The organism is Sporosarcina newyorkensis (assembly GCF_900167515.1).
In the GTDB taxonomy this organism is placed as follows: domain Bacteria; phylum Bacillota; class Bacilli; order Bacillales_A; family Planococcaceae; genus Sporosarcina; species Sporosarcina newyorkensis.
Map to the genome: position 1 here is coordinate 86,506 of NZ_FUYJ01000011.1, position 13,615 is coordinate 100,120.

Sequence of the window (13,615 nt, forward strand, 5' to 3'; positions counted from 1 at the left end):
TACATATTGTGCCCGACTATTTGTTCCCTACTACATGTAAAATTCACTAACTATTCTTATCTTGTTCTGTGGATAACCTTTTATAGTTTTATTCTCATAATGAAAACTTTCATGTCTACCAGTAAAATAGAAAATTTCAAAAACCATGAATGCCAAGGCTTTATACCTTACACTAACCAGCTTTTCTACTAGTATATACTTATTTTCTTTTACACAATACTATACACATTATTTAGATTTTATCCACAATTGGATAACTCCATAAAAAATCAGGCACCGTAGCACGTTTCTGCTCGATGCCTGATGTGGATTGTAATTTGTTCAGGTTGTGGATAGTCTTAGAATGTGTTGCCATCCTTCAAGACCATCTCTAACTCCACTGGTTTTCCATCACGATACACTTTCAATTTCAGTTGATCGCCAATTTCTTTTTTATTGTATAAATATTTACGAAGCGCGACCATATCCGTCACTTTCTCCTCATCCAATTGAACAATTGTATCATACTTTTTAACGCCTGCCGCAAGTGCTGGGGAATTCGGCATGATTTCTGTTACGACCACGCCTTCCGTCACATCCTCGGGTAAATTCAAGGTCTGTTGCTGCTGTTGACTTGGAATTTGCTGAAGATCGAGTAAGGAAACACCCATTGTCGGTCGATTCACTTGCCCTGTCTCCTCAAGATGTTCAATGATCGGTAATGCAATATTAATCGGAATTGCTAATCCGATTCCTTCTACTGTCTCCTGTGAAATTTTCATGGAGTTAATGCCGATCAGCTGACCTGCCATATTAATCAGTGCACCACCTGAGTTCCCCGGATTGATTGCAGCATCTGTCTGCAATACATCTGCTTGCCAATCGATGATTCCATCTTTATTCAGATCCATTGGAATCGAACGATCTTTCCCTGAAATGACACCGACTGTGACAGACCCTGCGAATCCTAGTCCAAGTGGGTTACCTATGGCGATGACCGACTCGCCGCGTTTTAGCGCATCGGAATCACCGAATTCCACTACCGTATCTACATGTTTCGAATCAATTTCAACTACAGCTAGATCCGTCCATAAGTCGCTGCCGATCAGCTTTCCTTCTACTTTAGTTCCGTCGTCAAAGCTGACTTCCAATTGCTCTGAATTTTCCACGACGTGATGATTGGTGACGATATATGCTTTGTCTCCATCTTTTTTGTACAAAACGCCTGAGCCTGACCCAGCTTCCTGGACAGAAGTCCTTGCCGACCAGAAATCTTGAACTGTCTGGATGTTGGTAATACCAACAACAGCCGAAGCTACGTCATCTACTACGTCCGTAATCTCTGTTGAAATATCCATAGGAACTTGGCTGTGTTGTGTCTCTGTTAAATTAGAAGGTTTATTTACTTGTACTTCATTTGTTGTTGAATCAGATGCAAACATTACGACCAACCAAACGATCAGTCCACCTATTATTCCACCAAGCAGGCCCATCCAAAAACCACTTCTACGTTTTTTCTCTTGTTTCGTTTCGGCAGGCGGGATTGGCTGCCATGATGTTTCTTCTCTTTCTAGCTCTCTTTCTCCATCTATCCCTCTTCTTTCATCATCCATTCGCATTTCCTCCTCATCCAAACGTTCTCATTACATATCATACATGTACTTTACCCCAATCTATCATTGAAAATGCAAAAAAGCCTTACTAATTAAAGCAAGGCTTTTCGCATTTTTTCAGACAAGTACAAGCTCTGTAGATTCTGCTGCGTCTGTATCGCGTAAGTGGACATATTCGCCTGCACGAATACCGCAACTCTCCAATGTCTGTGCCACGCTCATGCGCGCCAAGTCTTTCATATTATTATCTAAACTAAGGTGTGCTAAATAAATATGCGTCTCTTTTTGAGCTACGACTTCACTCATCGCGACAGCTGCATCTTCATTCGACACGTGGCCGACATCACTCAGGATTCGACGTTTAATAGACCATGGATAACGCCCCATTTGCAGCATGCTTACATCATGATTGCTTTCAAAGACGAAACTGTCAGCTCCTGCGATATGACCCTTCATACGATCGCTGACATATCCTGTATCGGTGATAACAGCTAGCTTTCGATCCCCTTCATTGAATGTGTAAAACATGGGATCTGCTGCATCGTGAGACACGGCAAATGATTGAATATCCAACGACCCGAATGTTTTCACTGTCTCCATGTCGAAATGAAAACGTTGATCCAATGGAATCTCTCCAACAAGACCGTCCATCGCTGACCATGTCTTTGCGTTAGCATAAATGGGGGTTTTGTATTTCCTCGCGAGAACACCAATTCCTTTAATATGATCGCTATGTTCATGTGTGACAAAAATAGCATCTATTTCTTTCATGGAGCGATTGATCGAGCCGAGCAAGCCTTCGATTTTCTTACCGCTCATCCCGGCATCCACGAGAAAAGCATGCTCGTCCGTCTCTATATAAAGCGAGTTGCCTGTACTGCCACTCGCTAAAATGCTAAAACGCATGTGGAAAACTCCTATTCTGTCTGTTCTTCTAGTAGATCGGTTTGGAACTCAATCACTTTTCCTTCAATTGCATTAATGAAGTAGTTTTCGATAGTTCCATCCTTCAATTTTACCTGAATGTTCCACGTCGGTGCAAATACTTGGGTTTCCGTCAATTGGACTAGAATAGAATATCCTGACTTGACCTGTACGACAGTAGAATCGGGTTTCAAATAGCCACGCGTTACAAGTGAGCCTACTGCAGCGTCCTGTGACAACAATTCCTTTTTGTGATTGAAGCTGACAAAATCCTCTAGCATACGCTGTTCATAATGCGTAATGTTCCCTTCGTCATCCCAATGAACAACCAACATTGCATTGGGACTGTAGAAGATGGTTTCACTTTTCACTCGCTGAAAGAATACAGCACGTTGCTCTTCTTCATCGACATCCCACAATGCGTAGCTATCACCTTTGAGAATATACTTCGCTAGAAAATCATCGAACTCATAATTGCCATCCCCATCTCTCGCCTTTACTGTCTTTTTCAGATGAGAAAGCAAACGTGTTTTATCAATCAGTACAAATGACTGATTATTTAATTGCTTCAGATCTTCTTCAGTAAATGTAGCCATATGGGCTGATAAATAAGAGACTTCCTTTTTAGTGAACGGAATCGGACTGTAGGTGATATTTTCTAACTGCAACGTTTCTTCCAAAGAAGTTTTTCCAATGACCTGCATATCCCCGACATCCATTTGGCGATTCACGTATAAAGAATACAAGAAAATATTCAAAATTGAAAAGACGATGATAAAGATCGTTTTGGTTCTATTCCAATCCAACCCGGTCACCTCCTTCAGAAGAGCCGTCTGGTATAAAGCGGAACCAGTTGTCTTTGATCAGATAATACCAGCAAGGCTGCAAAATGAGCAATCTGCTATTTTCATCATGAATCAAGTAATAACCCGTGGAGATTTCATCAATCAAATCAAAGTCCAATTCGTCAGACTCTTTGAGTGCTTCTACCACATCCAAACCTGACGGAAGTTCTTCATCTACTGTCTCGAAATTGACAAGTTTGTAATACGGCCGAATGTATTTGTAGATTTGAGACTCTCCCCAGTATTCTATTATCTCATTTGTGCCGGACTGATCACTATAGACTGGCAAACCGTCCACATATAACTGAAATTTAACATAGCGGGAAATGGGATTCATATATGCATAGCGAAAGTCGTCCGTCCAACCACCATGTTCATTGATGAAATCAATTGTGTTTACAAGCAGCTCTGAAGGAATTGCAATTTCCTGACTTTCCGCGACCGGCATGACATAGGTCAGTGTTTTATTCTTCGTATTGACGTCCATTCGCGCACGATGGTCATCAACATACTCTTCTATGTTGGTATCGGTTTGATTGCGTCGGACAGCACTCGGATCACTGAATAATGCATTTCGAAATTGAATTGGATTAACCTCTTCTTGATAATACGTATACCGTTTAATAGTGACTGGATCTTTTGAAACTGCCAAGAATGGTGCGTTGCCCCGATCAATTTCAGCATACTCGGCAAACGACTGACCAACATCAACAATATTGCGTAGAAAGCTTGATCTATTCGGCAAACTGACTTGTGCTTGATAATGTATGCCACTTGTTTCACTTAAAAAATGAACAGTCGGCAGTTGAGTGGATTGACTCCAGTCGATGACCAGTCGATTGAATGTATCCTCCGGAATACTAGTATCGTCGATCAATAGTACATTATCATAGACAAGAATTGGGACTTCGCCTTGGAAGTAAAGTATCATCTGACTTGGCTGCCGCAACACTTGTGAAATATCCAATTTCGTCATGTCTTGATTCACTCTCTGCAAGTTTGTCAAATTCCAAGTACCCATCTCTGAAAGGATCGTATTAATCTTGCCAGAATCAACAGAACCTAGCACCTGATCTTTCAAATTAGTAATCACTTTATACGGTTTGATAATCTCATCTATCGTCTTCTTTTCGGCAATGGAAATATCAACCGTCTGTAATTGTTCCATCGGTTCATAATTTGGAGTGAACGTCCAAATTGTGAAGGTGAACATTACACTCAGAAGGACAAGCAACAGTAATATGATGGATTTGATTGTTTCAATATACTTCAATCCCACTCACCGTCCTCTTGTTGTTCAAATGGCAATGTAAAGAAGATCGTTGTCCCTTTTCCTTCCTCACTTTGAGCCCAAATGCTTCCTTTATGTGCAACAATCATTTCTTTTGCAATTGCGAGACCTAGACCTGTCCCACCAAGGGCACGAGAGCGTGCTCTGTCCGCTCGATAGAAACGGTCGAAAATGCGATTCACATTCGACTTGGGGATTCCCATCCCATCGTCTGAGATCATAACTTTAATATGATCACCGGAAACTGTAACGCCAAAACGGACTTCCCCGCCGTCTGGTGAATATTTCAACGCATTGGAAATAATATTGTCGAGTACTTGAGTTAGTTTGTCGGTGTCAATTTCGACAAATAAACTGCTTGAATATAGGTTGCGTGTGAAGTGTACATTTTGTGACTTGGAGAACTCAAAACGTTCGATGACTGCATTGAAGAATCGGTTGAATTCTACCCATTCTTTATTCAGCTCATATTCCTTACTGTCCATTCGAGATAGCTTCAGTAGGTCGTTAACGAGACGGATCATCCGCTCTGTTTCATTTTGTGTTACGTGAAGGAAATTCGGTGCGATTTCTTCACTTCTCCATGCCCCTTCAGCCAATGCATCCAAATAACTGCGCATCGTAGTCAACGGTGTACGTAATTCATGGGAGACGTTTGAAACGAATTCACGGCGTTCCATGTCGATCTTTTCTTGCTCCGTATTGTCATGCAATACGACAATTAAACCGTTGACGAAGCCTGTTTCGCGTTGCGTCACAGAAATCGTTGCACGTAAAATATAAGATTGCTCTTCCGTACTGAAATCTAGAGGAATCGACTCTTTTACTTGAATCAGCTCTTCAAATGTATACTCTGATTCAATGCCCAGAATGCTAGCAATTGGACGGTTAATCACCAAATCCGTCGTTAGGTTAAGCATCTGTAGTGCAGAATCATTAATCAAACTGACACGACCTTTTCGATCGGTCGCAATAACTCCGTCCGTCATATTTTCCAGAACAGAGGCTAGTTTTCGCCTCTCACTCTCGGTGGTTGATTGCGACTCTTACAAAAGATTGGTCAAATGATTAAACGCAATTGCCAGCTGACCCATTTCGTCGGTTCCGTACACTTTAACCTTTCGCATGAAGTTTCCGCTCGCCATTGCCTGTGCCTGTCGCCGCATGTCCGAGATGGGACGAGTAAAAGTCCGCGCAATGAAAATCCCGACGATAATCGTGATGGTAAGCGAAAATGCGGCTCCTCCAGCTAGTATTCGATTAATTTGTTCGATTTGCTGAAAGACGGTCTCGATATTGGCTTCGACGTAGAGCGAACCGATAATTTCATTCCCATTGAATATAGGTTGTGCTAACGCAAGGACTCGTTTACGCGATTGAGGATCGAGTGTGATGACATCTTTAATACTTTCAGATGTGATGGACTTCCGTACACTGTCATTATTTGAATGCTGTCCGACTCTCATTTGATTTTCAAATGAAGAAGTAGCTAAAATACGATATTTTGGGTTAATGACTTGTATTTCTTTAATATCATCTGAAGTAAACTCAGTGAGAACATTTTTTAAGCCTTGTTCGAGCGTGGGTTCGCCATCTTCCCGTTCTTTCGTAATTTCTTCCCTCACACTGAACTCTACCAAATTCATCCGGTCTACAATCGAATTTGTAAAGTTTTCTTTTAGTGTTTTTTCTAGCGTAGTAGCAAAATAAAGCCCGATAATCTGCATCGCCACGAGAATGAGTAAAACATAGATCAAGACGAACTTGACATGGATCGACCGGAAGAAGCCAACTTTCTGCATAGTGACTTACTCCTGTTCCGGGTCGCGCAAGTAATAACCTACGCCACGTCTTGTGACAATCCAGCTTGGATGACTCGGCGTGTCTTCAATCTTTTCACGCAAACGCCGAATCGTGACATCGACTGTTCGCACATCCCCAAAATAATCGTAGCCCCATACTGTTTGCAATAAGTGCTCTCGAGTCATCACCTGTCCAATATGCTTTGCCAAGTAAAACAGCAACTCGAATTCACGATGTGTTAGTTCAATCGTTTCACCGCGCTTTTGTACAAAATAAGCATCTGGCTGAATGACAAGCTGTCCGACCGTAATATCATTTGTCGCTTCTTCCTTGTCTTCTTCCATTGTTCTCGCATGGCGTCGCAAGTTCGCTTTTACACGCGCAATTAATTCACGAGTACCAAATGGCTTAGTGACATAATCATCTGCTCCAAGCTCTAGTCCTAATACTTTATCGATCTCTGAATCCTTAGCTGTCAGCATAATAATCGGAAAATCATATTTCTTACGGACTTCCCGACATACTTCCATACCATCACGCTTTGGCAGCATGATGTCGAGCAGCATAAGATCCGGTTGAATTTCTTCCACGCGGTTAATCGCATCTTCTCCGTCATACGCGCAAAAAACCGTAAAGCCCTCCTTTTTCAGATTAAATTCTATTATATCTGCGATGGGTTTTTCATCGTCTACTATGAATATTGTTTTATTTTGCATGGTCTGTTCCTTTCCTGCCAATTTGGCAATCGGTTTTATAGACAATTAGCTACAAAGAAAAAATCTTTCCATATCCTTTAACTCTATCATGATTACACTCAAATCGCACTTTTTTCAAGTAGCTACCACATGTTGCTATTTCCCGGGAAATACATGTTCGGTGGATAGTGAAAAAACAACACTCCTTTTCTAAACATCTAGAGAAAAGAAGTGTTGTCGCTCAATAGGATGGAGGTGCTTCATGCTGACTCCAGTCAATATTTAAGAACTTATTGTATTCCTTTGCAAAAGCCAACGTCACCGTACCGGTCGGACCGTTACGCTGCTTGGCTATGATGATCTCAATCATATTCTGCATTTCAGTTTCTTTGTCATAATAATCCTCACGGTACAAGAACGATACGATATCGGCGTCTTGCTCGATACTTCCGGATTCCCGTAAGTCAGACATCATCGGTCGCTTGTCTTGCCGCTGTTCTACGCCACGGGAAAGCTGAGAAAGGGCGATAACAGGTATTTTTAATTCACGCGCCAATGCCTTCAATGAACGCGAAATCTCGGACACTTCCTGTTGACGGTTATCACTGGAGCGCCCACTTCCCATAATAAGCTGCAAATAGTCGATCATGATCATCCCAAGACCGTGCTCTTGCTGCAGGCGTCGGCATTTGGATCGAATCTCATTGATACGAATCCCTGGACTGTCATCAATGAAAATTCCGGCATTGGATAAGGACCCCATCGCCATAGTCAGCTTGCGCCAATCATCCGCTTCTAAATTCCCTGTACGAAGCACTTGTGCATCGATATTACCTTCCGCACAAAGCATCCGCATGACGAGCTGCTCAGCACCCATTTCCAGACTGAAAATCGCAACGTTTTCATCCGTCTTTGTCGCCACATTTTGTGCGACGTTCAAGGCGAAAGCCGTCTTACCAACAGAAGGACGAGCCGCCACAATGATTAAATCATTGCGCTGAAAGCCTGCCGTAATTTTATCCAAGTCACGGAAACCAGTTGGAATCCCTGTCACCTCACCCTTACGTGTATGCAACAATTCAATGTTATCATACGTCTCTACTAAAACATCTTTGATATGACGGAAGTCACCGGCATTTTTGCGGTTGGACACTTCCATCATCTTTTTCTCAGCTTCACCAAGCAAAGCTTCAACTTCATCTTCTCGAGTATAACCATCTTCTACAATGCCCGTAGCTACTCGAATCAGTCGTCGCAATAAAGCCTTCTCTTCTACGATGTTTGCGTAGTGTACGATATTCGCTGCGGTTGGTACGGCGTTGGCAAGCTCCGTTAAATAGGAGATTCCTCCAACATCCTCAAGCTCATTTTTCACCTTTAGTTCTTCGGTGATGGTAACAAGATCGATCGGCTGTCCTTTATCGCTCAACACAAGCATTGTATCGAAAATCTTCTTATGGGCAATCCGGTAGAAGTCATCTGGCAATAAAATTTCCGATGCGGTAATTAGTGCCTGTGGTTCTAAAAATATAGCCCCAATGACCGACTGTTCTGCTTCATTATTATGAGGAGGTGTACGTTCGATCATCTGGTTCAAACTATTATCTCCTTATCATTCTTCTGTAACTTGCACTTTTAATGTTGCGGTTACATCAGGGTGTAATTTTATCGGTACATTTGTGAATCCAAGCGCACGAATCGCATCCGGCAGCTCCATTTTTCGACGATCCACTTTGATGTTATGTTGTTTTTCCAATGCTTGTCCAATTTGTTTCGATGTAATAGAACCGAATAGTCGGCCGCCTTCACCGGACTTTGCTTTTAGTACAACTGTTAATTTCTCAATTGTCTCTTTTAGTTCCTTTGCTTCTGCCAGTTCAGCTGCTGCATCTTTCTTTTCACGGTTCTTTTGGCCTTCCAACTGGCTAAGATTGCTTGCCGTTGCTTCGATTGCCATCTTATTTTTCAGCAAAAAGTTCTGCGCATAACCCGTTGATACTTCTTTTACTTCACCTTTTTTACCTTTTCCTTTTACATCTTGCAAAAAAATTACTTTCATCATCCATTTCCCCTCTCCACGTATTGATCTAGTGTATTCCTCAACATTTCGACAGCTTCCTCAACTGATCCTATCTCTAATTGACAAGCTGCATTTGTCAGATGACCTCCGCCTCCTAGGTCTTCCATAACGACTTGGACATTTAGCTCACCTAATGACCGGGCACTGATTCCAACTTTTCCATCAGCACGCTGAGCCACTACAAAGGAAGCGGAGATGCCTTGCATTGTCAGTAGGATGTCAGCGGTCTGTGCAATGAGCACTGAACTATGGACGACACCATCGTGTCCTTTCGCAATCGCAATATCGCCATCGCCCGCAAACTCTACGGTCTCAATTAACTTGGAACGCTCGATATACGTTGCAATATCTTCTTTTAATAAGCGTTGCACCAATACGGTATCCGCTCCATTCGTCCGCAGATATGAAGCAGCCTCGAATGTCCGGGCTCCTGTCCTCAATGTAAAGCTTTTCGTATCTACGACAATCCCCGCGAGCATTGCAGTAGATTCCAACATCGTCAATTTTTCATTTTTCGGCTGGTATTCCAGAAGTTCCGTAACCAGTTCCGCCGTAGATGATGCATAAGGTTCCATATAAACAAGAACGGTATTGTTTATGAACTCCTCGCCACGTCGATGGTGATCAATCAAGACAACCTTTTGTGCCTTTTCTAAGACACGCTCGTCAATGACCATACTTGGCTTATGCGTATCTACAATGACCACCAATGAACGCTCTGTCATCAATTCCAGTGCCTCATCTGGCATAAGCATATGCTTAAATAGTTCTTCGTCTTTTTCAACTTCATCCATCAGTCGATTGACACTTGCATCCAACTCATCAAAATTAACAACAACATAGCCTTCTACATTATTCATACGCGCCATTTTACGTACTCCGATTGACGCACCTACCGCATCCATGTCTGGCATCTTATGACCCATGACAAATACACGATCACTGCCCTGGATTAAGTCACGCAGCGCATGAGATATAACCCGCGCCCGCACTCTCGTCCGCTTTTCAACCGGATTTGTCTTACCTCCGTAAAATTTCAACTTACCATCGTAATGCTTGATGGCGACTTGGTCACCGCCTCGGCCTAGAACCAAATCTAGACTTGACTGAGCCAACTCACCAAGAGCTGTGAGAGACGTAGTACCTGTTCCAACACCAATACTCAATGTAAGCGGTGCGGTATGCTTTGCTGTATTCTCACGGATTGTATCTAGCAAGGCAAACTTGGTCTTCTCTAACTTTTCCAATGTACCTTCATTGAACACCGCTAAGAAACGATCAGAAGAAATACGCTTAACAAAAATACCATTCTCCTCTGCCCACTCGTTGACAAGTGAAGTGACCAAGGAATTCATACGGCTCCGAGTTTGATCATCCATCGTTTGCGAAAGCTCATCATAATTATCTACCAGCAAAATTCCGATGGTCGTACGGTCCTCGTAATAAAGAGATTGGATCTTCATCCGCTCCGTTACGTCAAATAGATATAGTAACTTCTCTTCCGGTTTATAATATACTCTGTACGAACGGTTATTCAGTGTGATGACTTCCTGCTCATTGTCCTCTTTCGTTATTTGGCGGAAGCCTTCATTCATATCATACAGGTCGGTTCCAATCCATGTTTCATCCGGAAAGATAGAAGAGACAAATGGATTCACCCACTCGATCAAGTACTTGTCGTTTAATAAGATGATCCCGATGGGGAGTTCCAATAACGCTTCCTCACCGACCTTTTTCATTCGATAAGATAGCGTTTCAATATACTTTTCAGTTTCTTGATAACTTTCATTTTCCATCTTCCAGGCCATCGCGAGTGCCATTGCAAAAATGACCGCGAAAAACAGCCCAATCCAAAATTGGTAAAGCATCAGCAAGACAGCACCTACCGCTCCAAGGAGTGACAAGATTGCCAACGGAGTCCGTATAGCTCGTTTTTTATAAAATAAATTCAATAGTTCATCTCCTACCCTCTCTTGTCTTTACCTATCCAAGCACGAACGTTGATGGCGATATCTATAACACCTAGCATTACAGTAAACGGACTGAGGAACATTGCGAGCAACGTAGCCGGTACATTGACGATTCCCGGTAACTTCATCGTGTGTAATGCAAAATAAATCAACGCCAAACCTTGTATGAAGAATAAGAATCTAAAGATGAGAATGGCATTCGCTTCCATAAGATACAATGTCGTTCCTTGTTCCGTCTGTGATAAAATGGAAATCAATAACAAAACCATATAGACGACCACAGTAGCAAACGGCAAACGCATAGTAAGGAAGGAAGCAAACTTAGGAACTTCAAAACGTAAGCGTGCAGCGACCGCCAAAATTGGCATTACAAACAAATAGGCCGCTATAAAAACTGATAAAATAAACAGCGACGGGACGATCGTTTGATAATAGGTAAACGCCTCAGCCACCATCTTTTCTATGTCTCTTGTTGAATTCCCCATTCCGGTAAGCATGACCAATGCTTCTTCCTGTATCGATTGGAATTGCTGCAATAGCTGTTCAATCGGATTCATCTTAAAAAACCATACAGAACCGAGATACAATAGACTCAAAGACACTAATAACGTCAGCCCTGTCGCCATAAATACATAAAGCTTTGATTTGCCTGTACGAACTGTATCTCCGATGACAAATCCGACAGCACTCAATACGATGGCTGACGGAATCGACAGCAGTCCACCGATCAGCAGTGTAATGAGCCAAGTGCACGCGGCCACCAGCAATGTAGAAAGCCGGTCATAACGCAAACGATACAGCGTTATAGGTAGCGGAATAAACAGCAGCGTCAATGCACCGAGCAACGGTACATACATCGTGAACGCCAATAGTAGGGCAAATAATGCGATCATCATCGCTCCGTACGTAATTCTCCTTGCTTGATCTTGCATATCCTTCACGCCTCAATTCATTCACAACTTGTTCTGTTCCAGCATACGGATTTTCCGTAAGCAGACAATGTTCTACTGGTCTTTATTAAAATTTTGTTACATTCATCCTTCTAATTGTATCATGATTCACTCTGAAAACAAAAGTAGAGGGAGCTATGACTTCCAGTTAATTAGGATATCTAGTGAACACTACGCAATCAATAGCTATTATTCTAAATGAACGACTCTTAAGGGATTACTTCACTGACACTAACGTAAAATGGACCAAACTTTCGTGAATTTAGATAAAAAAACCGCCACTGACTGAATAATTCAGTCAGTGGCGGTTTATATATTACCGCTCTTCTGCTACGAACGGAAGAAGTGCCATGATACGTGCACGTTTGATTGCGATCGTCAATTTACGTTGGTATTTAGCGCTTGTACCAGTAACTCGACGAGGCAACATTTTTCCTCGCTCAGAGATAAACTTCTTTAACAAATCTACATCTTTATAGTCGATGTGTGTAATGTTGTTTGAAGTAAAATAGCAAACTTTACGGCGTCTGCGACCTCCACGACGTGGTGCCATAATTGTTGTCCTCCTTCCTGTTTGCGTATGAATGAACCTATCAATCAGAACGGCAAATCGTCATCTGTTACTTCAATCGGACCGCCGCCTGGTTGGAATGGATCGTTATCGACACGCGTCATATTTTGCTGATTCGGTTGGTAGGATTGCTGGTTGTACCCTTGGTCTTGCGAAGGTGCATTATTATAAGAAGGCGCTCCACCATAAGATGGCGTTTGTGGCCGTTCTTGATTGGCACTACGCGGTTCCAAAAATTGAGTACTGTCTGCAACAACTTCTGTCGTGTAAACACGCTTACCATCTTGTCCTTCAAAGCTGCCCGTCTGAATACGACCATCTACTCCGGCAAGACTTCCTTTTCGTAAGTAATTCGCGATATTCTCAGCCTGTTTACGCCAAGCTACACAGTTAATAAAATCTGCTTCTCGCTCTCCTTGCTGGTTAGAGAACGCACGGTTCACTGCCAGAGTGAAACGAGTCACTGCAATACCACTCTGTGTATACTTTAGTTCAGGATCTTTCGTTAATCGACCAACTAAAACGACACGGTTTATCATTCAGAATCAAACCTCCCTCATCATCAGATTAAATTAGTTTATATCAGCTTACGCATCCACACGAACAGTCATATGACGAATGATACCTTCGTTGATGTTCGCTAGACGTGTAAATTCATCGATTGCTTCAGTACCTGCGTTTGCAGTTACTAATTGGTAGTAACCTTCACGTAAGTCGTCGATTTCGTATGCAAGACGACGCTTGCCCCACTCTTTCGACTCGATGATTTCCGCTCCGTTTGAAGTTAGGACGTTATCAAAACGTTCGATCAATGCTTTTTTCGCGTCATCTTCAAGAGTTGGGCGCATAATGTACATAATCTCGTACTTTCTCATCAATAGTCACCTCCTTATG

General features: G+C 42.4%; 12 protein-coding genes and 1 pseudogene. All 13 read right to left on the reverse strand.

The annotated features are described in order from the left end of the window. Positions 1 to 338: 338 nt before the first annotated feature. The 13 genes and pseudogenes from B5D59_RS16915 to rpsF all read right to left on the reverse strand — a co-directional run bounded on the left by B5D59_RS16915 (position 339) and on the right by rpsF (position 13,596). Positions 339 to 1,592 carry a S1C family serine protease gene (locus B5D59_RS16915; protein WP_078818752.1) on the reverse strand — a complete coding sequence of 418 codons (1,254 nt, stop codon included), beginning with the start codon at positions 1,590 to 1,592 and terminating at the stop codon, positions 339 to 341. A gap of 117 nt (positions 1,593 to 1,709) precedes the next feature. Beyond that, a complete protein-coding gene (locus B5D59_RS16920) occupies positions 1,710 to 2,498 on the reverse strand; it encodes an MBL fold metallo-hydrolase (protein WP_078818753.1) in 789 nt (262 codons plus the stop codon). Positions 2,499 to 2,509: 11 nt separating this feature from the next. Beyond that, positions 2,510 to 3,322 carry a two-component system regulatory protein YycI gene (locus B5D59_RS16925; RefSeq protein ID WP_078818754.1) on the reverse strand — a complete coding sequence of 271 codons (813 nt, stop codon included), beginning with the start codon at positions 3,320 to 3,322 and terminating at the stop codon, positions 2,510 to 2,512. Beyond that, positions 3,309 to 4,640 carry a YycH family regulatory protein gene (locus B5D59_RS16930; RefSeq protein ID WP_078818755.1) on the reverse strand — a complete coding sequence of 444 codons (1,332 nt, stop codon included), beginning with the start codon at positions 4,638 to 4,640 and terminating at the stop codon, positions 3,309 to 3,311. The genes B5D59_RS16925 and B5D59_RS16930 overlap by 14 nt, the downstream gene beginning before the upstream one ends. After that, positions 4,631 to 6,454: pseudogene (gene walK, locus B5D59_RS16935) on the reverse strand (cell wall metabolism sensor histidine kinase WalK). The gene B5D59_RS16930 and the pseudogene walK overlap by 10 nt, the downstream one beginning before the upstream one ends. 6 nt (positions 6,455 to 6,460) lie before the next feature. Next, positions 6,461 to 7,171, reverse strand: a complete 711-nt coding sequence (gene yycF, locus B5D59_RS16940) for a response regulator YycF (RefSeq protein ID WP_078818756.1) — start codon at positions 7,169 to 7,171, stop codon at positions 6,461 to 6,463. A 220-nt stretch (positions 7,172 to 7,391) separates the two neighbouring features. Continuing rightward, positions 7,392 to 8,738 (reverse strand): replicative DNA helicase, encoded by a 1,347-nt coding sequence (gene dnaB, locus B5D59_RS16945; RefSeq protein WP_425441362.1) that lies wholly within the window; start codon positions 8,736 to 8,738, stop codon positions 7,392 to 7,394. Positions 8,739 to 8,762: 24 nt separating this feature from the next. Further along, the gene (rplI, locus tag B5D59_RS16950; protein ID WP_040760012.1) at positions 8,763 to 9,209 is read right to left on the reverse strand and encodes a 50S ribosomal protein L9; all 447 of its coding nucleotides are present in this window, start codon (positions 9,207 to 9,209) and stop codon (positions 8,763 to 8,765) included. Next, positions 9,209 to 11,182, reverse strand: coding sequence for a DHH family phosphoesterase (locus B5D59_RS16955; protein WP_139366044.1), 1,974 nt, complete (start codon positions 11,180 to 11,182; stop codon positions 9,209 to 9,211). Before B5D59_RS16955 ends, rplI begins: the two co-directional genes overlap by 1 nt. Positions 11,183 to 11,193: 11 nt before the next feature. Further along, positions 11,194 to 12,132 (reverse strand): YybS family protein, encoded by a 939-nt coding sequence (locus B5D59_RS16960; protein ID WP_009499313.1) that lies wholly within the window; start codon positions 12,130 to 12,132, stop codon positions 11,194 to 11,196. 334 nt (positions 12,133 to 12,466) lie between these two features. Then, positions 12,467 to 12,706 (reverse strand): 30S ribosomal protein S18, encoded by a 240-nt coding sequence (rpsR, locus tag B5D59_RS16965; protein ID WP_171805962.1) that lies wholly within the window; start codon positions 12,704 to 12,706, stop codon positions 12,467 to 12,469. Between the two features lie 41 nt (positions 12,707 to 12,747). Then, positions 12,748 to 13,260, reverse strand: a complete 513-nt coding sequence (gene ssb / locus B5D59_RS16970) for a single-stranded DNA-binding protein (RefSeq protein ID WP_009499349.1) — start codon at positions 13,258 to 13,260, stop codon at positions 12,748 to 12,750. A gap of 48 nt (positions 13,261 to 13,308) precedes the next feature. Beyond that, positions 13,309 to 13,596, reverse strand: a complete 288-nt coding sequence (gene rpsF / locus B5D59_RS16975) for a 30S ribosomal protein S6 (protein ID WP_009499350.1) — start codon at positions 13,594 to 13,596, stop codon at positions 13,309 to 13,311. Positions 13,597 to 13,615: the final 19 nt, after the last annotated feature.